Consider the following 20,022-nt stretch of genomic DNA (forward strand, 5'->3'; position numbering starts at 1 on the left):
GAGCACTCACGCGGTCGGCTGAACGGCGAACTGCTCGACGAGCGTAGCGATCTCGGGTGTCGCGAAAGCGTGCACCCGGGTTCCGGCCTCGACGTACGACGTGTCGATGATGCGCCCACGCTCGTGCAGCAGCGAGACGAGGTCGCCGCGCTCATACGGCACGATCACGGTGAGCTCGACATCGGGGTTCGGCAGCATCGCCGCGATGCGGTCTTGCAGCTCGTCGATGCCCTCACCGGTCTTCGCCGAGACGAACACCGCATCGGGCACCAGGCCACGCAGCAGCAGTCGCGCATCGTCGTCGAGCAGGTCGCACTTGTTGATGGCCACCAGTTCGGGCAGGTCACGCGCACCCACCTCGCCGATGACGTCGCGCACGGTGGACAACTGAGCAGCAGGGTCAGGATGCGCGCCATCGACGACGTGCAGAATCACATCTGACTCGGCCACCTCTTCGAGAGTCGAGCGGAACGCCTCGACCAGCTGATGCGGCAGATTGCGCACGAAACCGACGGTGTCGGCGATCGTGTACGGGCGCCCGTCAGGAGTCGTCGACTTGCGCACCGTCGGGTCGAGGGTGGCGAACAGGGCGTTCTCCACCAAGACTCCCGCACGCGTGATGCGGTTGAGCAGACTCGACTTGCCGGCGTTCGTATAGCCCGCGATCGCGACGCTCGGCACCGAGTAGCGGTCTCGATTGGCGCGCTTCGCTGCCCGAGCAGGGGCGAAGCCCTTGATCTGGCGGCGCAGCTTGGCCATGCGCGTGTTGATGCGGCGGCGGTCGAGCTCGATCTTCGTCTCACCCGGGCCACGGCTGCCCATGCCCGCTCCCCCAGCGCCGACCTGGCCACCGGCCTGTCGAGACATCGACTCACCCCAGCCGCGCAGCCTCGGCAACAGGTATTCGAGCTGCGCGAGCTCGACCTGCGCCTTGCCCTCACGACTCTTCGCGTGCTGGCTGAAGATGTCGAGAATCACCGCGGTGCGGTCGATCACCTTGACCTTGACCACGTCTTCGAGAGCACGTCGCTGGCTCGGGGCGAGCTCGGTGTCGGCGATGACGGTGTCAGCCCCCAGCTCTTTGACGATGAGCGCGAGCTCGCGCGCTTTGCCCTTGCCCAGATAGGTGCTCGGGTCGGGGTGCGGCCGCCGCTGCAGCAGGCCGTCGAGCACGACCGCCCCGGCCGTCTCGGCGAGGGCGGCGAGCTCGCGCAGCGAGTTCTCGGCGTCGTCGAGCGAACCCTGCGGGTAGATGCCGACCAGCACCACGTTCTCGAGACGAAGCTGCCGGTATTCGACCTCGGTGACGTCGTCGAGCTCGGTCGAGAGGCCGCCGACGCGCCGCAGCGCCGCACGATCTTCACGATCGAACTGATCGCCATCGCGGTCGGCAGAATAGCTCGCGTCATCTTGCAGCGCAGAAGCGCCGTGCAGCGTCACCGAGCGCGCGCGCGACTCGCCATGGGCCAGAACGCGCGCCACAGCATCCGCCCCCGCATCGCGGGGCAGATCAGACGGCGCCAGCTCGGCGCCACCCTCGTCGGGCACTGTGCGGTCTCGATCGGTCATCGCGTTCACTGTACTCCGCCAAGGTTCGGTAGATTCTGGGCATGGCTCACGAGCACTACTTCAGCGCTCAGCCGAGCGGCGAGTTCACGCCGCGCCCACTCGACGTCACGCTCGCCGGCCGACCGGTGACGCTGCAGACCGCCGGAGGGGTGTTCAGCCCCTCGGGCCTCGACACCGGCACCCAGGTGCTGCTGGGCCACGTGCCGCCACCGCCGCCGAGCGGCGACCTGCTCGACCTCGGTTGCGGGTGGGGGCCGATAGCGCTCACGCTCGCTCTCGAGTCTCCCCACGCGACCGTGTGGGCCGTCGACGTCAACGAACGAGCGCTCGAGCTGACGCGCCGCAACGCCGAAGCGCTCGGGCTCGACAACGTTCGCACCGCGCTGCCGCACGAGGTGCCCGACGACGCCCGATTCATGTGCATCTGGTCGAACCCGCCGATTCGCGTCGGCAAGAACGAGTTGCACGGGCTGCTCGACGCCTGGCTGCCCCGACTGCGCGAGGGGGCAGACGCCTGGCTCGTCGTGGCGCGCAACCTGGGCGCAGACTCACTGCAGCGCTGGATGGATGCTCGCTATCGCGGCCAGCTCAGCGTCGGGCGGCACGCCACCCACAAAGGCTTTCGAGTGCTGCGCGTGCGCAACCGCACCGGGCTCACCGGCCCCATCACGACGATCGGTCAGTGAGCTAGCCGACGTCAGTCAGCTCGGCGTCGAACGTCAGCACGGCCGGGCCCGACAAGCCGACATGCTCGCCGTCTTCGGCGGCGAACATGCGCACGCCCAGCACGCCGCCCGGCACGCTGACCCGCCACTCGTTCGGCGCAGACGACCCCGCCCAGTGCCGCACGGCGAGAGCCGCTGCCGCAGCACCGGTGCCGCACGACAGCGTCTCGCCGCTGCCGCGCTCGTGCACGCGCATGCGGATGCGGCCGATGCCGTCGACCACAAGAGGGTCAGACGGCACCACGAACTCCACGTTGGCACCGCCACGCGGCGCTGGCTCGATGACGGGTGCAGCGCTGAGATCGAGGGCGTCGAGCTCGGCATCGCTCGCGAGGGCCACCACGACGTGCGGGTTGCCGACGCTGATGCCGAGGCCCGGCCGAGCGACGGGCAGCTCACGAGCGCGCACGAGAGGCTCAGAGCCATCGAGGCCCCAACGCCCCAGGTCGGCGGCGTAGCCGTCGGCGAGGCGGTGCACGTCGCGCACCCCTGCCCGCGTGCCGATGGCGATCGAGTGCCCCGGTTCGAGCGAGGCGAGGCCCGTCTCGAGCAGATAGTGCACGAACACGCGGATGCCGTTGCCGCACATCTCGGCCACGCTGCCATCGCTGTTCGAGTAGTCCATGAACCACTCGGCGTCGGGGTGCTCCTCCAGCAGAGCCCGACCCTCGTCGAGGTTCTCAGAGCGCACGGCGCGGATGAGCCCGTCACCGCCGACACCGAAACGGCGGTCGGTGATCGCCGCGCGTCTCGCCGGGCTCAACTCGAGCTCGCCCTCGGCATCGGCGACGAGCACGAAGTCGTTGCCGGTGCCGTGCCCCTTGGTCACTCGCAGCGCGCTCACGAACCCATGCTATCGACGAGCCCCTCGGCAACCTGACGGTCGACCTGGTCGACGAGGTCGTCGGCAGCAGCATCCACCCACTCTGTTGCAGCGTCGCGACGCAACCAGCTCACCTGACGGCGGGCATATCGCCGTGTGAGCGCCTGCGTCTGCTCGATCGCCTGCGCCTCGTCGAGCCTGCCGTGCAGTTGCTCGATCGCCTGCGCATAGCCAATCGCCCGACTCGCCGTCACCCCGCGCTCGAGCCCGAGCGGCAGCAGCGCGGTCACCTCGTCGAGCAGGCCGCCCTGCCACATCGAGCGCACACGTTCATCGAGCCGCTCGACCAGCTGTGCACGCTCAAGGCCCAGTGCGAACTGCCGGTAGGGGCGCCACGGCTCGGTGCGCGCCCCGAGACCTGCTGTGAAGGGCTTGCCCGTGAGCTCGCCCACTTCGAGGGCCCGAACGATGCGACGACCGTTGTGCGGCCCGATCGCCGCCGCCGCCTCAGGGTCTCGTCGCTCGAGCTCGGCGTGCAGCGCCGCGAGGCCGAGCCGCTCGAGCTCGCCCTCCCAGTGGGCGCGACGCTCGGCATCGGTGCCCGGAAACTCGAAGTTCGTCAGCACCGCGGCCAGGTAGAGCCCCGAGCCGCCGACGAGCATGGCCACATTGCCGCGCGCGGTGATCGCGTCGATGGCCTGCCGCGCGTCGTGCTGGTAGCGCGCGACACTCGCCTCGTCGGTGACGTCGAGCACGTCGATGAGGTGGTGCTCGACGCCCTCGCGTTCGGCGGGCGGCAGCTTGGCCGTGCCGATGTTCATGCCGCGATACAGCTGCATGGCGTCGGCGTTGACCACTTCGACCGTCACGCCGCGAGCTCGCAACCGCTCGGCGAGGCGCAACGACAGCGCGCTCTTGCCGGTTCCCGTCGCCCCCGTGATGGCGATGATCATGCGGATGCCCTCCGGGCGCTCAGCCTCGCACCGAGCTGGGCACGCGCAGGGTCGGAAGCCCGAGCGAGACAGAGCCGCCCTGCCCCGAGGCGCTGCCGGCCTGAGGTGACGGGGCAGCGCAGCTCTCGGCTTCGGCGCGATCCCACGCGTCACCTGCCCGCGTGCGGCGGATCTGCAGCGGCCCAGCGTGATCGGCCACCAGGTGGAACGATGCCGCGTGGGTGATGGTCGTCGTCACGATGTCGCCGGGTCGCGGCCGCTCACCGCCCGGCGGCAGTGCGACGTGCACGAGCCTGCCGTCTTCGGCGCGGCCCGAGATGCGATCGGTCTCGGCGTCCTTCTTGCCCTCGGCGGTCGAGATGAGCACTGCTACCTCGCGCCCGACCTGCCGCTGATTCTCTTCGGCACTGATGCGGTCTTGCAGCGCCATGAGTCGCTCGAAGCGCTCTTGCACGACGGCCTTCGGAATCTGGTCGGGCATGGTGGCGGCAGGAGTGCCGGGGCGGATCGAGTACTGGAAGGTGTAGGCGCTCGCGAAGCGCGACTGTTCGACCACGCGCAGGGTCTCGTCGAAGTCGGCGTCGGTCTCACCGGGGAAGCCGACAATGATGTCGGTCGTGATGGCGGCGTGCGGAATGCGCTCGCGCACGCGGTCGAGAATGCCGAGGAAGCGGTCGCTGCGGTAGGAGCGGCGCATGGCCTTCAGAATGCGGTCTGAGCCCGACTGCAACGGCATGTGCAGCTGGGGCATGACCGCGGGGGTGTCTGCCATCGCCTCGATGACATCGTCGGTGAAGGCGGCGGGGTGCGGGCTCGTGAAGCGAATGCGCTCGAGGCCCTCGATCGTGCCCGCTGCTCGCAGCAGCTTGCCGAAGGCGAGGCGGTCGCCGAACTCGACGCCGTATGAGTTGACGTTCTGACCGAGCAGGGTGACTTCGATGGCACCGTCGTCGACGAGGGCCTGCATTTCGGCGAGCACGTCGCCGGGGCGACGGTCTTTCTCTTTGCCGCGCAGCGCTGGCACGATGCAGAAGGTGCACGTGTTGTTGCAGCCGACCGAGATGCTCACCCAGCCGCTGTGGGTCGATTCGCGCCGCGTGGGCAGCGTCGACGGAAAGACGTCGAGCGATTCGAGAATCTCGAGCTGCGCTTCGTTGTTGTGCCGCGCCCGCTCGAGCAGGGCCGGCAACGACCCCATGTTGTGCGTGCCGAAGACGACGTCGACGTAGGGCGCCTTCTGCAAGATGACCGAGCGGTCTTTCTGCGCGAGGCACCCGCCGACGGCGATCTGCATGCCCTCGTGCTCGCGCTTGATGCTCGCGAGGTGGCCGAGGTTGCCGTAGAGCTTGTTGTCGGCGTTCTCGCGTACGGCGCAGGTGTTGACGACGACGACGTCGGCCTGGCCGTCGACGGCCTTGACATACCCGGCTGCTTCGAGTGATCCGCTCAGTCGTTCAGAGTCGTGCACGTTCATCTGACAGCCGTAGGTGCGCACCTCGTAGGTGCGCACGGGCTCGACTGCTGTCATGGACATGCGCCCAGTTTACGGTCGTCGACCTCAGCGAAACTGCACGCGGTGCACGACGCCCCCGCCAGAGTCGCTCTCGTCGAGCGCCTGTCGTGCGGCGTCTCGGGCCGTCGAGCCGGTGTGGCCCTTGCGCGCGAGAAAGTCGACGAGCCGTCGTTCTGCCGTCGAGCGGTCGAGACCGCCCAGTCGACGCGCGCGATCGCGGGCGAGTTCGACGACAAGATCGTCTGCAGCGTCGTCGAGCTCTGCCTCGGCCAGGGCCTCGTCGATCACCTCGCGGTCGAGCTTGCGGCGCATGAGCTCGTTGCGCAGCGCCGAAGGGCCGAGCTTCTTGCGGGTGCGCAGGCGATCGACGAGCTCGAGCGCGAGCGCCTTGTCGTCGATGAGACCCACCGATTCGAGCCTGTCGAGCTCGGATTCGACCACGCAGACGTTGATGTCGCGGCGCAGCAGAAGCTCCCCGATCTCGGCACGCGACTGACCACGGCGCGTGAGCGCGTGCATGCTGATGTTCTCTGCCCGACGTTCTTCAGCCTCATAATCGCTCTGCGACTCGTCAGTGCCGTATTCGTCTGTGCCGTACCCATCTGGGGCGAACTCCTCAGGGTCGTACTCATCGACACCCTGCTCGTCACCACGGCGCGCCCCGGGCAAGTAGGCGACGGGCGCGAGGCGCGGCTCGTCATCGTCTCTCTGCCCGGGGGCGCGCGTGGTCACTGTCAGGCTCCTGACGCGGCGCGCAAGGGGGCGTCTGATTCGCTCTCGGCAGCAGCACCAGCAGCCGGGGCGGCGGCGGGCTTCTGCTTGTCAGCACCGCCCTTGGCCGGTGCCGCGGGCGCGGCGAGCGGCTCGACCGCAGCGAGCTTGGCGCCGATGCCGAGCTTGGCGAGGATCTTGCCCTCGATCTCGGCCGCCATCGCCGGGTTCTCGAGCAAGAAGTTGCGGGCGTTCTCTTTGCCCTGGCCGAGCTGGTCGCCCTCGTAGGTGTACCAGGCGCCAGACTTGCGCACGATCTCGTGCTCGACCCCGAAGTCGATGAGGCTGCCCTCGCGCGAGATGCCGACGCCGTACAGAATGTCGAACTCGGCTTGCTTGAAGGGCGGCGCCATCTTGTTCTTCACGACCTTGACGCGCGTGCGGTTGCCGACCGCGTCGGTGCCGTCTTTCAGCGTCTCGATGCGGCGGATGTCGAGGCGCACCGAGGCGTAGAACTTGAGCGCCTTGCCACCCGCGGTGGTCTCGGGGCTGCCGAAGAACACGCCGATCTTCTCGCGCAACTGGTTGATGAAGATCATCGACGTGCCGGTGGAGTTGAGCCCACCCGTGAGCTTGCGCAGGGCCTGCGACATGAGGCGCGCCTGCAGGCCGACGTGGCTGTCGCCCATCTCGCCCTCGATCTCTGCGCGCGGCACGAGAGCGGCCACCGAGTCGATCACGACGAGGTCGACCGAGCCCGAGCGCACGAGCATGTCGGCGATCTCGAGCGCCTGCTCACCCGTGTCGGGCTGCGAGACGAGCAGCTCGTCGATGTCGACGCCGAGCTTCTGCGCGTAGTCGGGGTCGAGCGCGTGCTCGGCATCGATGAAGGCGGCGATGCCGCCCGCCTTCTGCACGTTCGCGATCGCGTGCAGGGTGAGCGTGGTCTTGCCGGACGACTCTGGGCCGTAGATCTCGATGACGCGGCCGCGCGGAAGCCCGCCAATGCCGAGCGCGACATCGAGGGCGATCGACCCAGTGGGAATCACCGCCACGGGAGCACGCTCATCGGAACCCAGGCGCATGACGCTGCCCTTGCCGAACTGTCGGTCGATCTGCGCAAGCGCAGTCTCGAGGGCCTTCTCGCGGTCTGCTGCTGAGGGCATTGCGGTCTCCGTTTCAACTCGTGTGCGGTGTGCCTGTCTGCTGCCGCTCGTCACCTGGCCGATGGAGCAAGGCCGGGTGGTTCACGACAAGGCGTGACGGCGTTCGCCGACGAGACCGACGGTACGCCTCGCCCCCGACATTGCCGGGTTCGACGCGCACTTCGCGCAATGACTCGTGTTCGAGTGCCGCTGTGAAGGAGTCTAGGTGAGAAGCGAACACATGTTCGAATGATGCGCCGTGCGGCGTGTCGCCGCACGAGCGACGCGAGCGCGCGCGACTACCCCTTCTTCGGCTCAGGGCGGCCTGCGCCGTACCAGCGCTCGCGCGGAACATCCATCGCGGCGCACAGCGCCAACCACACCTCGCGAGGCGCCACGCCCGCCGCCAGCGCCTCGTCAGCCGTGCGATCGTCGAGCGCCGTCAGCACCAGATCGCGCACCAGACTGCGCCCATAGGCCTCGCCGAACTCGTCGGCGATCGCTCGTGCGAACTCGCTGCGGGTCAGAATCGCGACCGATGTTCGAGAACGAGCGGCGTCAGCGCATCGCGAGGTTGGCGTCGAACTCGGCGACCAACTCGTCGGGCAGCGTGTCAGGAACCGCGCTGAGACCCTCGACGACCGCAAGACGATCGCCCACTTCGCGCATGATCACCGAGATGGGAGTATCGAGGGCGTCGGCCACCGAGGCGAGAATCTCGCTCGACGCCTCTTTCTGCCCGCGCTCGACCTCGCTCAAGTAGCCCAGCGCCACGCTCGCGCGGCTCGCCACCTGTCGAAGCGTGCGGCCCTTCTGCAGGCGCACGTCACGGAGGACCTCACCGATTTCTTGTCGAACCAGAACCATGGGAACCTCCTTCACTGCCTCTCGGCCGGTGCATCACCGGGTCGCACACGATACCCGATCACGATGTCTTCACTGTAATCGCCTGCACCTGTGCAACCGTTGTCAACTTGCTGTCTGTAACACGACTGTCACCCAGAGCATTCCCGCAGCCGATCGATCAGCAGCTCGAGGGCCGCGGCGACCGCTGCCGAGCGCACAGCGGCCCTGTCACCGTCGAAGCAGAACTCGCGCACGGCCGAACCACGCGCATCGGCCACAGCGACGAACACGAGGCCCACGGGGGCGTCGCCCTGCGGGTCGGGCCCGGCGACTCCCGTGGTCGCGACGCCGACAGCTGCAGGATGCCCTCCGACCGCCGCCGCGGCTCGAACCCCCTCGGCCATGAGCCCCGCCACCTCGGCGTGCACGGGCCCGTGTTCGGCCAGCAGCTCGGCTGGCACCCCCAGCAGGCTGCTCTTGAGCGCCGTGTCGTAGGCCACCACGGCACCGCGCAGCACCGCCGAGGCGCCCGGAATGCTCACCAGCTCGGCGCACAGCGCGCCGCCCGTGAGCGACTCGGCCAGAGCGACCGTGAGGCCCGCCCGGGCGAGCAGACCGATCGCCTCGACCGCGCGCGGCGAGGCCGACTCGGTCATGCTCGCGCGGCCCGATTCTGCCGCCACGCCTGCACGAGATAGTCGATGCCCGTCACGACTGTGAGCAGCACCGCGGTCGACATCAGCACGGTGTTGACGACGTGAACCCACTCGCCGAACCACTGCCAGAACGGCACCAGGGCGAACGAGATCGCGACAGCCTGCACGACGGTCTTGAGCTTGCCGCCGCGCGACGCCGGCACCACGCGGTCGCGCAGCACCATGAAGCGGTAGAGCGTGATGCCCCACTCGCGCACCAGAATCACGATGACGACCCACCACGGCAGCTCGGCCAGAATCGCGAGCATCACGAGCGCGGCACCCGTCAGCAGCTTGTCGGCGATCGGGTCGAGCAGAATGCCGAGATCGGTCACCAGATTGCGGCGCCGAGCGAGCATGCCGTCGACGCCGTCAGTGGCGATCGCGACGATGAAGAGCGCGGCCGCGGCGACGCGCAACGGCCCATCGGCGCCACCGTCGAGCACGAGCAGCACCACGAAGAGCGGCGCGAGCAGAATGCGCACCACCGTGATGATGTTCGCGAGGTTGCCGCTGCTCGCCGGGGTCTCCCCCGCTCGCACGACTCGGCCGCGCATCGAATACGACCGATCGCTCGAATCAGCCACAGAACCCTCCGGCTCGTCGGCGGCCTGGCCCCCTCGGGCGTCAGTCGCGATCGGTCAACTTCCAGGCGTCTTCCTCAGACTCGCCCTCGACCTCAGGATACCCCTCAGTCATGCGCTGCACCGGGTCGTCAGAGGCGGGTGACGCCGCCGGAGCATCCTCACCCCGAAGCCGCGCGAGCACGTCGGCAAGCTGGTCGGGGCTCACGAGCACATCACGCGCTTTCGACCCCTCAGAGGGGCCGACGATCTCGCGCGATTCGAGAAGATCCATGAGCCGGCCGGCCTTGGCGAAGCCCACGCGCAGCTTGCGCTGCAGCATCGACGTCGACCCGAACTGCGTGCTCACCACGAGCTCGGCGGCCGCCAGCAGCACCTCGAGATCGTCACCGATGTCGGCGTCGATCTCACGCTTCTGGGTCTCGGCGGCGACGTCTTCGCGGTATTCGGGCTGCGCCTGCTTCTTGACGTGGTCGACGACAGCGGCGATCTCAGCCTCGGTCACCCACGCGCCCTGCACGCGGATCGCCTTCGAGGCACCCATCGGCAAGAACAGCGCGTCGCCCTGGCCGATGAGCTTGTCGGCACCCGGCTGGTCGAGAATGACGCGGCTGTCGGTCATGCTCGACACCGCGAACGCCAGCCGACTCGGCACGTTGGCCTTGATGAGCCCCGTCACGACGTCGACGCTCGGGCGCTGCGTGGCGAGAACGAGGTGGATGCCCGACGCGCGAGCCAACTGAGTGATGCGCACGATCGAGTCTTCGACGTCACGCGGCGCCACCATCATGAGGTCGGCGAGCTCATCGACGACGACGAGCAGGTAGGGGTAGGGCTGCAGCGTGCGCTTGCTGCCCTCGGGCAGCTGGATCTCGTTGGCGAGCACCGCGCGGTTGAAGTCATCGATGTGCCTGAAGCCGAACGACGCGAGGTCGTCATACCGCATGTCCATCTCTTTCACGACCCACTGCAGCGCTTCGGCCGCCTTCTTCGGGTTCGTGATGATGGGCGTGATGAGGTGCGGCACGCCCTGATAGGCCGCGAGCTCGACGCGCTTCGGGTCGACGAGCACCATGCGCACCTCGGCCGGCTTCGCCCGCATGAGCACGCTCGTGATCATCGAGTTGACGAAGCTCGACTTGCCCGAGCCCGTCGAGCCGGCGACGAGCAGGTGGGGCATCTTGGCGAGGTTCGCCACGAGGTAACCGCCCTCGACGTCTTTGCCCACGCCGATCGTCATGGGGTGCAGCGCCTTCGCCGCCGCGCTCGAGCGCAGCACGTCGCCTAGGCTGACGATCTCGCGGTCGACGTTCGGAATCTCGACGCCGATCGCGCTCTTGCCCGGAATCGGCGACAGGATGTTCACCTCATTGCTCGCGACGGCATACGAGATGTTCTTGGTCAGAGCCGTGAAGCGCTCGACCTTGACACCCGGCCCGAGCTCGACCTCGTAGCGCGTGACGCTCGGGCCGCGGCTGAACCCCGTGACCCTCGCATCGACCTGAAACTGTGCGAGCACTTCGGTGATCGACGCCACCACGGCATCGTTCGCGGCAGACTTCGACTTGGGCGGGTCACCCGGCTCGAGCAGCGAGGCGGCGGGCAGTCGGTAGGGTCGCGCGCCCGTCGGCTTTGCTGCTGGCGCATCGGCGAACTCGCCAGCCGCACCCTTCTCGCTGGCCTTCGTCGTGAAGCCGGGCAGCACCGCGGGGGCGAGAGGCTCGCCCACTGCCGGCGGCGCGACATCGCCCGTGAACCGCTGCACGGCCTGCTCTGCCCGCTCGAGCTCGCGCTCGAGGTCGCCCGTCACATTCGAGCGCACCACCGGGTCGATGACGTCGGTGACCTTCTCGCGCTCGACCGGGCTGTCGAAGGGCGCGGAGTCGCGCGAGGCCTTGCCCTTGCGCCACCAGGGCATCGAACTCGTGTCATCCATGTCGAGACCGAGATCGGTGAGCGAGCCGAACTCGACCGCCTCGGTCTCGCCCTTCTGCTTCGGCTCACGCGGAGCCAGCTCGGCGCCGAACAGATAGTTGTAGAGCTCGCGCAAGCGATCGCCGATGCGGTTCGGCGGAGTCTTGGTCATGATGAGCACCGAGAGCGCCGCGAGCAGCGAGAGCACGGGCACCGCGACGTAGACCGTCGCGAACAGCAGCGGGGTCGCGAGCACCCAGCCGACGATGCCGCCAGCCTGGGCGAGCACGAGCGCACCATCAGACGGCTGCGGGGTGCCGTACGCGATGTGGCAGAGACCGCTCACGCTCGTGAGCAGCACTCCGAGCCCGATGCCGATGCGCGTGTTGTCGTGCACGCTCGCCGGGTGCCTGAACAGCCAGGCCGCGAAGACGATCATGATGACGGGCAGGGCGTACGCCAGTCGACCGAACAGCCCCCCGAAGGTGTAAGCGTTGAGGGCGACGGCCACCTCTTGCCCTTGCGCGAACCACTCGACGACCGCGCCGATGATCGCCAGCACCACGATCAAGAACGGCACGCCGTCTCGACGCTCATCCTTCGCGAGCGTCTCGCGCCCGAGCACCCTGAAGGCACCGCCGGTGATGTGCGCGAGACCCATCCAGAGCGAGGCGAGCATGCCCCGTTCGGGCTCGGCAGCTGGCAGCTTCTTCGTGGGCTGCGTGCGCGCGCGACTCGACGGCGTCGACGAACGCGAATTCGAGCGCGACGACGAGGCGCGCGAGCGCGACGACGATCGAGTGCCCGAAGCCATGCGCCCACGGTACCCGCGAGAACGCGGGCCGCGGCGGGACGACACGCACGCGACGAGCACCGAATATTCGTGTCACTAACCATTGACATGAAACTTCGACCAGGCGTACGGTCGGCTGCATGAGCCCGCCCCGCGCCTACACCCTGGGCCGCCGCGCCACCAGTGCGGCCGCCACGCGAGAAGCCATCATCGGCGCCGCACTGCAGCAGTTGGCTGATCGACCCATGAGCGACTTCACGCTCGAACGCGTCGCCACGCTGGCCGACTGCTCGGTGCGCACCGTCATCAGGCACGTCGGCGGTCGCGATCGAGCCATCGATCTCGCGCTCGAACGACTGCTCACCGACGCCGAGTCGCACCCGCCTGAAGCATGGGAGAGCGTCGACGAAGCTCTCGACAGCATCGTGCAGCACTACGCGCAGTGGGGCGGCCTGGTGAGCAGGCTGCTCGAGCAAGAGCACATCGAGCCCAGACTCGCCGGAATCACGCGAATGGGTCGAGACATGCACCGCGCAGAAGCCCGACGAATCGTCGAACTCGCCACGGGAGAAAGCGAACCCAACGACGCGCTCATCGACCTCGTCGCCATCGCCACCGATGTCTCAGCGTGGCAACTGCTCGTCGACGTCTACCGCCGAAGCCCGCACGACGCGGCACGCTCGATGCGCCGCATGGCGCTCGCCGTGATCGCGCACCGCGAAGGCACGCCATGAGCCGCTACGTGCTGGCCACAGTCGACGCGGGCGGCAACGTGCCGCCCATGGCCGGCATCGCGCGAGAGCTCGTGCGACGGGGGCACGCAGTGACCCTGCTCGCTCACGCGCACCAAGCTGAGGCACTCGCAGCCACGGGCGCGAACGTTGTCGCATACCCCACCGGCCGCACCTACGTCGCCGCCGAGCAGCGCAGCGACCTCGCAGACATGGTGGCGTTCAGCGGCATGATGGCCGATCGCGCCATCGCCCGCGACATTCGCGAAGCTGCAGACCGAGAACGAGCAGATGCCGTGCTCATCGACTGCCTGCTGCCCCGCGCGATCAGAACCCTCAGCCAGTCGAGGCATGCCACCGCCGTGCTCGTGCACACCCTCTGGAGCTACTGGAGAGCCGCGTCGAGAGGCCCCTTCGGCCTCGCGGTCGCCGCCCGAGGGTCGCGAATGCTCGGCGATGCGCAGCGCGCCGACCTCATCATCGTCGCCACACTGCCGTCTCTCGACGCACTCGACGAGCGCGATCGCCGCAACACGGCACTGCACCACGTCGGCGGCGTCTGGAGCGATGCAGGTCGAGAAGCCACTCCTGACGAACCAGAGCACATACTCGTCAGCCTCAGCACCACTGCGTACAGCGGACAACCTGAGGTTCTGCAGCGCATCGTGACGGCACTGCGCGATCTGCCGCACCGAGTCGTCGTCACCACCGGCCCCGCGCTCGACCCAGGCACGCTCGACTCGGCAGCGAACATCGACGTGCGACGGTGGGCAGACCACGGCGCGCTGCTGCCGCGAGCCACGGCCCTCGTGACCCACGGCGGCCACAGCACCACCATGCGAGCGCTCGAGCACGGCGTGCCCATGGTCGTCGTGCCGCTGCACAGCGACCTCGATCAACCGCGCATCGCCGAACTGCTCAGCCAACGCGGCGCCGCCGTGCACGTGCAGCGAACGGCACCGCCAGACGAGATCAGCCGAGCAGTGCAGCGCGTGCTCGAAGAACCGAGCTATCGCGAGGCCGCGCACCGCCTGCAGCAAGAACTCCGTGAGCGCGACGGCGCCGCGGTGAGCGCCGACCTGCTCGAGCACCTCGCGTCGACCTAGTGACTACGCCTCGGCCCGCGCCGCTCGCGCGGCGCGGCGAACCAGCACCGTTTGGGTGATCGAGGCTACGCCTCGATCACGACTGGCACGATCATCGGGCGGCGGCGGTGCTGAGTGTTGACCCAGCGTCCGACCACTCGACGCACGACCTGACTGAACGCGTGCTGGTCGCGAGTGCCATTCGCCGCGGCCTCCGACAGGGCTTTGATGATCTGCGGCTTGACGTCATCGAAGATCGCCTCGTCGGGGGCGAACCCGCGCGCGTGAATCTCGGGGCCGACGACGACCCTGCCGGTCTGAGCATCCACCGCCACGAAAATCGAGATGAAGCCCTCTTCGGCGAGAATTCGGCGGTCTTTCAAATCGGCGTCAGTGATCTCGCCGACCGTCGAGCCGTCGACATACACGAAGCCGATGTCGAGCTGACCGGCCACGCGCGCCACACCGTCGCGCAGATCGACGACGGTGCCGTTGTCGGTGAGCAGCACATTCTGCTCGGGCACACCCGTCGCGATCGCGAGCTCGGCATTCGCCACGAGGTGGCGCTGCTCGCCGTGCACCGGCATCACATTCTTCGGCTTGAGCACGTTGTAGAAGTAGAGCAGCTCGCCCGCCGACGCGTGGCCCGACACGTGCACGCGCGCCGTGCCCTTGTGCACCACCTTCGCCCCGAGCTTCATCAGGCCGTTGATGACGCGGTAGACCGCGTTCTCGTTGCCCGGAATCAAGCTCGACGCCAGAATCACCGTGTCGCCATCGCCGATCTCGATCTGGTGCTCGAGATTCGCCATGCGAGCGAGCACCGCCATCGGCTCGCCCTGGCTGCCGGTCGACATGTAGACGATCTGATCGTCTGGCAGGTTCGCGGCCTTCTTGTGGTCGATGAGCAGATTCTCGGGAACGTTGAGAAACCCGAGCTCGGCCGCGATCGTCATGTTGCGCACCATGCTGCGACCCATGAGCGCCACCCGTCGGCCGTTCGCGTGCGCGGCGTCGAGCACCTGCTGCACGCGGTGCACGTGGCTCGAGAAGCTCGCCACGATGACGCGGCGCGGCGCCCGGGCGATCACATTCTCGAGCACCGGGCCGATGTCGCGCTCGAGCGCCGTGAACCCCGGAACATCGGCGTTCGTCGAATCGCTCAGCACGAGGTCGACGCCCTTCTCGCCCCAGCGAGCGATCGCGCGCAAGTCGGTGATGCGGTCGTCGAGGGGCAACTGGTCCATCTTGAAGTCGCCCGTGTGCAGCACGGTGCCCACGGGCGTCTGCACGACGATGGCGAGGGCATCGGGAATCGAATGGTTCACCGCGATGAACTCGAGCGTGAACGGGCCCAACTGCTCGACCTGACCCTCAGATACCGTGTTGGTGTACGGCTGAATGCGGTGCTCTTTGAGCTTCGCCTCGATGAGCGCGAGCGTCAGCGTCGAGCCCAGAATCGGAATGTCGTGGCGCATGCGCAGCAGATAGGGCACGGCGCCGATGTGGTCTTCGTGACCGTGCGTCAGCACCACCGCGAGCACGTCGTCGAGGCGATCGCGAATCGGCCCGAAGTCGGGCAAGATCAGGTCGACGCCCGGCTGCGTCTCTTCAGGGAAGAGCACGCCGCAGTCGATGACGAGCAGCTTGCCGTCGAGTTCGTACACGGTCATGTTGCGGCCAACCTCGCCCACCCCGCCGAGCGGGATGATGCGCAGCGTGTCGCGGTCGAGAACGGGCGGGTCGAAAAGTTCACTGGCCATAGGGTGCCTGACTGTCATCGTGCTCGGCGGGGCTCGCGGGCCCCCTGATTGTGGACTATCGGGTGGTGCCAGCCACCTTCGGCAGGGCGCCACCGGCGGCCGCGTTGCGGTCGGGGCGGAAGTTGCTGACGTCGACCCCTGCGACACCGTGCACGAGATCGAGCTCGTCTTCGATGATCGCGGCCTCGTGCTCTTCGGGGCCGACCAGAGGCAGCCGCACGCGGGGCGAGCCGATGCGACCGAGGCCGTGCAGCACGTACTTCGCCGCGACCGTGCCCGGCACGTGCGTCATCACGGCGCGCACGAGCGGCTCAAGACGACGGTGGTGCTCGGTCGCGGTCGCGAGGTCGTTGTCATTCACAGCATCCACGATCGCCCGATACGGAGCTGGCGCGATGTTCGCCGTCACGCCGATGAGGCCGGTGCCGCCGATCGCGAGGGTCGGCAGAATGTTGGCGTCGTCGCCCGAGAAGTACATGAGGTCGGTCTGGTTGAGCACGCGGCTCACCTCGCTGAGATCACCCTTCGCGTCTTTCACGGCGAGAATGTTCGGGTGCTTCGCGGCGCGCAAGATCGTGTCGTAGCGAATCTCGATGCCAGCCCTGCCCGGAATGTCGTACAGAATCACCGGCAGGTCGGTCGCGTCGGCGACCATGCGAAAGTGCGTCAGCACCCCAGCCTGCGTCGGCTTGTTGTAGTAGGGCGTCACGATCATGACGCCGTCGGCGCCGGCCTTCGCGCTCGCCTTGTAGAGCTCGATCGCGTGCGCCGTCTCGTTCGAGCCGCCGCCCGTGATGATGGATGCTCGGCCGGCGCTCACCGACTTTGCGACCTCGACCAGCCGAATCTTCTCGGCGTCGGTCAGGGTGCTGGTCTCACCCGTCGTGCCGGTGACGACGACACCGTCGGCACCCGCCGTGATCACGTCGTCGATGTGCTTCTCGACCCCGGGCCAATCGACCTCGCCGTCAGCCAGCATGGGCGTGACGAGCGCGACGAGCACTTGACCGAAGGGGTTGTTCGCAGACACGTGCTTCAGGGTATCGCGCCGACGCGGGGCCGCGCGCGGCTGTGTGCCGTTCGCGAGCCGCGCCGTTGCCCTGCCCGACACCTGCCGAGGCGCGTGAGCGGGCGCGTGTCCGCTCGCCCCGGGGAACCGCGCGACACGCGCGCTGCAGAGTGCGACACGCTGCGCTCGACCTCAAGCGCCGGGGCGAACGGACAAGTGGTCGCCTCGAGCAACGATGGCTGCGACAGTCGCAACGACCCCGTCCGGGTCACCGAACACTTGTCTGTAGTCGGGCCGATACACGCAGAAGCCGAGGGCTATGAGCGACTCGTCGCGCCGAAGATCTGCCCGCCGGTTCGCCGGCTCCGCGTGGTGAGCCTCGCTATCGCACTCGATGAGCAACCGATCGCCGACGAGCAGATCGGCACGCGCGAAGTCGCCGATCGGAAGCGGCGCCTGCGGCGTCGAGTGGATGCCCGCCTCACCCAGCAGCACCCTCAGCACGCTCTCGGTACCCGACTCTGAGCGCTCATCGGTGAGCGCCGCCGCGGCTCGCGCCGCTGGGCGCCACGTGCTCGCGAGAAACTGCAACTCGACCGGCGTGAGTGGCGTCACTCGCAGAGCCGAGTCGAGCACCGCCACGGCGAACGGCAGTGGCAGGTCGTTGGCAGCGCGCGCGAGCGTCGCCTCGAGCGGTGCGACGCCGAAGCGTGGATGAGTGCCGGCGGGAAGCCAGTGCACGAGCACGGTCGAGCCCTGGGCGTCTGCGGGTCGTTGCTGCACTTCGTCGACGACCTCGACGTGCAGCACCGAACTCGCGCCGGGAGGCACCCACAGGCCGTGGTGGTGCAGCGCTGAGACTCCGGCGACGCGCCCGCCGACCTCGGCCGCACGACGGATATCTGGGTCGAGGTCGGGCAAGGTGTACACCCCTCGACGTAGCCGACGCAGTTCACCTCGAGCGTGTGCGCGTCTCAACGCCCGCTGGTTCGACTGACCGTGCGCGAGTTCAGAAGCCCGGGCGACTCCGCCGTGAGCTCGGAGTACCGCGGTGAACGAGTGCATGACGCGAGCATCCGTTGGCACGGCCCGACGGAAGAGGGAACGCGACCAATATGTGCACGGAGCGCGACCTTGGAGGGCTGGGGTGGAAGGGATCGGTGTCCGTTCAGCCCGGAGTTTGGCGCGACTCGCCGTCGTGCAGGCACGACTCGCCGCGGGGGTGCGGGTCACCGGGGTGAGCGGACAAGACCCGGGCACACGACCGCCAAGTGCGGGAGACGGGGCAGTGCGCGCGGGGCGCGGATCAGGGCGCGGGAGACAGTGCGGCCCGCGGCAGGGGCGGGCGGGTCAGGGGGCGACGCGGCCGTTGGCGTTGAAGGCGTCGTAGGTGAGGGGCATGAGCTCGGCGAAGTGCTGCTCCATGGCCTCGGCGACCATCTCGATCTCGCGCTGCGGAAACGACGGAAAGTGCGTGCCCTCGCGCTTCGTGCGCAGCGACAGAAAGTTCATGAGCGAGCGCGCGTTCATGGTGACGTACATCGAGCTGTAGATCGTCACGGGCAGCACCGCGCGGGCCACCTCGCGCGCCACACCGGCCTCGAGCATCCGCTGGTATGAGGCATAGGCCGCCGTGCAGACGCCCCGCACCTCGGCGTCGACGAGTGCGGTCTGCTCGGGGGTGCCCGGCAGAAACTCGTAGGCTCCGGGCTTGCCGACCTGCACGAGGTTGCGGGTGGGCCCCGGCACGTAGAACATCGGCCGCAGCTCGCGGTAGCGACCCGATTCTTCGTTGTAGGAGGCGATGCGGTGGCGCATGAACTCTCTGAAGACGAAGATCGGCGCCTGCACGTAGAACGTCATCGAGTTGTGCTCGAAGGGCGAGCCGTGGCGGTCGCGCATGAGGTAGTTGATGAGTCCGCGGTCGCGCACCGTCGCGTCGTCGCCCGCTGCGGCGGCCTCGAGCGTCTGCTCGCCCTGCGTCGACACGCGAGCGGCGAAGAGCACGTCGCTGTCGTGGGCGCTCGATCGCACGAGCTCGACGGTCATCTCTGAACGGAACTGGATCTCGGGCGCCTCGGTCACGCCGCCACCCTACAAGCCGGTGCGGTGCGGTGGATGCTCGACGCGCGCCGCCGTGCCCAACACGTCACCCCACTCTCGGTCGATGGCCGAGCGTCACGGATCGTCACGATCGGGAATAGTGCGAACTGTTTCTCTATTCTGCAAGGTATGGACTTCGTCACCGCGATCGTCATCATCGCGCTGCTCATCGCCGGCGCGACGGCGCTCGGGCTCATCGCCCGCAGCCGATCGGCTCGCGTGGCCTCGGGGTGCGGCGGCGACGAGCACGACCTCGTCGTGGCGGGCGCAGAGGTGACGCTCGTGCAGCTCTCGAGCCCCGTGTGCTCGGCGTGCGACGCGATGCGCCGGGTGGCGCTGCAGCTCACCGAGGCCGACTCATCGATCGGTCACCGCGAGATCGATGTGGTCGACGCGCCAGAGGTGGCGAGCCGCCACTCGGTCTACTCGACCCCGACGACGCTCGTGCTCGACCACGAGGGCCATGTGCGGGCGCGGCTCATCGGGGCCGTTCGACCGGCAGACGCACGCGCGGCGATCGACGCCGCGCGCACAGAGAGGGTGCCCGCATGAGCGAGAAGCCGTTCGGCATCGACCCGCGCGGGCCGCGCTTCGGTGCAGCCATCACGTCGGTGCTGCTCATCATCGTCGTGCTGCTCGGGCTCACCGAGCCTTTCGGTGCCGACCTCGTCGCACGCGCGCTGCAGCCGTCAGCGCTGCTGCTGACAGTGATCGTGGCGCTCTTCGCCTGGGGAGCGTTCGCGGGCATCCAGCGCCACCCCTACGGAGTGCTGTATCGCCGACTCGTGGCCAAGCGCCTCACGCCGCCCACCGAGCGCGAGCACCCCGCGCCCCCCACCTTCGCGCAGGGTGTCGGGCTGCTGGTGACAGCGGTGGGGCTCGCGCTGCACCTCGCGGGGGTGCCCGGCGCACTCGTCGTGGCCGCGGCGGCGGCGTTCGTCGCCGCGTTTCTGAACGCCGCCTTCGCCTACTGCCTGGGGTGCCAGATGTATGTGCTGTTGGTTCGCCTAGGAATCATTCGCCGGTCGAGCTCACCCGCATAGGCTGGAGGCCCGCAGCG

The 20,022-nt window shown here is 68.4% G+C and carries 20 protein-coding genes and 1 pseudogene; 5 read left to right on the forward strand and 16 right to left on the reverse strand.

The window, feature by feature from the left end; genetic code table 11:
• Nucleotides 1-6: 6 nt before the first annotated feature.
• A complete protein-coding gene (gene hflX, locus KIT89_RS04915) occupies nt 7-1,569 on the reverse strand; it encodes a GTPase HflX (protein WP_297603511.1) in 1,563 nt (520 codons plus the stop codon).
• A 41-nt stretch (nt 1,570-1,610) separates the two neighbouring features.
• Here hflX and KIT89_RS04920 point away from each other — a divergent pair, with 41 nt between their 5' ends.
• Nucleotides 1,611-2,255, forward strand: a complete 645-nt coding sequence (locus tag KIT89_RS04920) for a methyltransferase (protein ID WP_297603513.1) — start codon at nt 1,611-1,613, stop codon at nt 2,253-2,255.
• A gap of 1 nt (nt 2,256) precedes the next feature.
• Here KIT89_RS04920 and dapF read toward each other — a convergent pair whose 3' ends face one another.
• From dapF to KIT89_RS04970, 10 genes are all read right to left on the reverse strand, one after another.
• Nucleotides 2,257-3,138, reverse strand: coding sequence for a diaminopimelate epimerase (dapF, locus tag KIT89_RS04925; protein ID WP_297603515.1), 882 nt, complete (start codon nt 3,136-3,138; stop codon nt 2,257-2,259).
• Nucleotides 3,135-4,070 (reverse strand): tRNA (adenosine(37)-N6)-dimethylallyltransferase MiaA, encoded by a 936-nt coding sequence (gene miaA, locus KIT89_RS04930; RefSeq protein ID WP_297603516.1) that lies wholly within the window; start codon nt 4,068-4,070, stop codon nt 3,135-3,137. The genes dapF and miaA overlap by 4 nt, the downstream gene beginning before the upstream one ends.
• Nucleotides 4,071-4,089: 19 nt before the next feature.
• A complete protein-coding gene (gene miaB, locus KIT89_RS04935) occupies nt 4,090-5,604 on the reverse strand; it encodes a tRNA (N6-isopentenyl adenosine(37)-C2)-methylthiotransferase MiaB (protein ID WP_297603518.1) in 1,515 nt (504 codons plus the stop codon).
• 24 nt (nt 5,605-5,628) lie between these two features.
• Complete coding sequence (locus tag KIT89_RS04940) at nt 5,629-6,315, reverse strand: regulatory protein RecX (RefSeq protein WP_297603519.1); 687 nt, start codon at nt 6,313-6,315, stop codon at nt 5,629-5,631.
• A 2-nt stretch (nt 6,316-6,317) separates the two neighbouring features.
• Nucleotides 6,318-7,460 (reverse strand): recombinase RecA, encoded by a 1,143-nt coding sequence (gene recA / locus KIT89_RS04945; protein ID WP_297603520.1) that lies wholly within the window; start codon nt 7,458-7,460, stop codon nt 6,318-6,320.
• A 278-nt stretch (nt 7,461-7,738) separates the two neighbouring features.
• Nucleotides 7,739-7,966: a DUF3046 domain-containing protein gene (locus KIT89_RS04950; protein ID WP_297603907.1), complete on the reverse strand. Its 228-nt coding sequence runs from the start codon at nt 7,964-7,966 to the stop codon at nt 7,739-7,741.
• 31 nt (nt 7,967-7,997) lie between these two features.
• Nucleotides 7,998-8,306, reverse strand: a complete 309-nt coding sequence (locus tag KIT89_RS04955) for a helix-turn-helix transcriptional regulator (RefSeq protein ID WP_297603522.1) — start codon at nt 8,304-8,306, stop codon at nt 7,998-8,000.
• Between the two features lie 128 nt (nt 8,307-8,434).
• Nucleotides 8,435-8,941, reverse strand: a complete 507-nt coding sequence (locus tag KIT89_RS04960) for a CinA family protein (RefSeq protein WP_297603523.1) — start codon at nt 8,939-8,941, stop codon at nt 8,435-8,437.
• Nucleotides 8,938-9,537: a CDP-diacylglycerol--glycerol-3-phosphate 3-phosphatidyltransferase gene (gene pgsA / locus KIT89_RS04965; RefSeq protein ID WP_297603908.1), complete on the reverse strand. Its 600-nt coding sequence runs from the start codon at nt 9,535-9,537 to the stop codon at nt 8,938-8,940. Before pgsA ends, KIT89_RS04960 begins: the two co-directional genes overlap by 4 nt.
• 70 nt (nt 9,538-9,607) lie before the next feature.
• On the reverse strand, nt 9,608-12,292 hold the full coding sequence (locus KIT89_RS04970) for a DNA translocase FtsK (RefSeq protein ID WP_297603525.1): 2,685 nt from the start codon (nt 12,290-12,292) through the stop codon (nt 9,608-9,610).
• A gap of 119 nt (nt 12,293-12,411) precedes the next feature.
• Between KIT89_RS04970 and KIT89_RS04975 the strand changes: the two genes are divergently transcribed.
• A complete protein-coding gene (locus tag KIT89_RS04975) occupies nt 12,412-13,005 on the forward strand; it encodes a hypothetical protein (protein WP_297603527.1) in 594 nt (197 codons plus the stop codon).
• Nucleotides 13,002-14,108 (forward strand): nucleotide disphospho-sugar-binding domain-containing protein, encoded by a 1,107-nt coding sequence (locus KIT89_RS04980; RefSeq protein ID WP_297603528.1) that lies wholly within the window; start codon nt 13,002-13,004, stop codon nt 14,106-14,108. Before KIT89_RS04975 ends, KIT89_RS04980 begins: the two co-directional genes overlap by 4 nt.
• Nucleotides 14,109-14,173: 65 nt before the next feature.
• Here KIT89_RS04980 and KIT89_RS04985 read toward each other — a convergent pair whose 3' ends face one another.
• The 5 genes and pseudogenes from KIT89_RS04985 to thyX all read right to left on the reverse strand — a co-directional run bounded on the left by KIT89_RS04985 (nt 14,174) and on the right by thyX (nt 18,908).
• A complete protein-coding gene (locus tag KIT89_RS04985) occupies nt 14,174-15,850 on the reverse strand; it encodes a ribonuclease J (RefSeq protein ID WP_297603530.1) in 1,677 nt (558 codons plus the stop codon).
• Nucleotides 15,851-15,905: 55 nt separating this feature from the next.
• A complete protein-coding gene (dapA, locus tag KIT89_RS04990) occupies nt 15,906-16,880 on the reverse strand; it encodes a 4-hydroxy-tetrahydrodipicolinate synthase (RefSeq protein WP_297603532.1) in 975 nt (324 codons plus the stop codon).
• Between the two features lie 171 nt (nt 16,881-17,051).
• Nucleotides 17,052-17,780 (reverse strand): endonuclease domain-containing protein, encoded by a 729-nt coding sequence (locus tag KIT89_RS04995; RefSeq protein WP_297603533.1) that lies wholly within the window; start codon nt 17,778-17,780, stop codon nt 17,052-17,054.
• 6 nt (nt 17,781-17,786) lie between these two features.
• Nucleotides 17,787-17,924 (reverse strand): annotated as a pseudogene (locus KIT89_RS13585) (type IV toxin-antitoxin system AbiEi family antitoxin domain-containing protein); the annotation flags it as partial.
• 285 nt (nt 17,925-18,209) lie between these two features.
• Entirely contained in the window at nt 18,210-18,908 is a 699-nt protein-coding gene (thyX, locus tag KIT89_RS05000; protein WP_297603909.1) for an FAD-dependent thymidylate synthase, read from the reverse strand.
• 183 nt (nt 18,909-19,091) lie between these two features.
• Here thyX and KIT89_RS05005 point away from each other — a divergent pair, with 183 nt between their 5' ends.
• Complete coding sequence (locus tag KIT89_RS05005; RefSeq protein WP_297603534.1) at nt 19,092-19,514, forward strand: thioredoxin family protein; 423 nt, start codon at nt 19,092-19,094, stop codon at nt 19,512-19,514.
• Nucleotides 19,511-20,005 (forward strand): DUF4395 domain-containing protein, encoded by a 495-nt coding sequence (locus KIT89_RS05010; protein WP_297603535.1) that lies wholly within the window; start codon nt 19,511-19,513, stop codon nt 20,003-20,005. Before KIT89_RS05005 ends, KIT89_RS05010 begins: the two co-directional genes overlap by 4 nt.
• The last annotated feature ends 17 nt before the right edge of the window (nt 20,006-20,022 follow it).

It is taken from the genome of Microcella sp. (assembly GCF_025808395.1).
Taxonomy (GTDB): Bacteria; Actinomycetota; Actinomycetes; order Actinomycetales; family Microbacteriaceae; genus Microcella.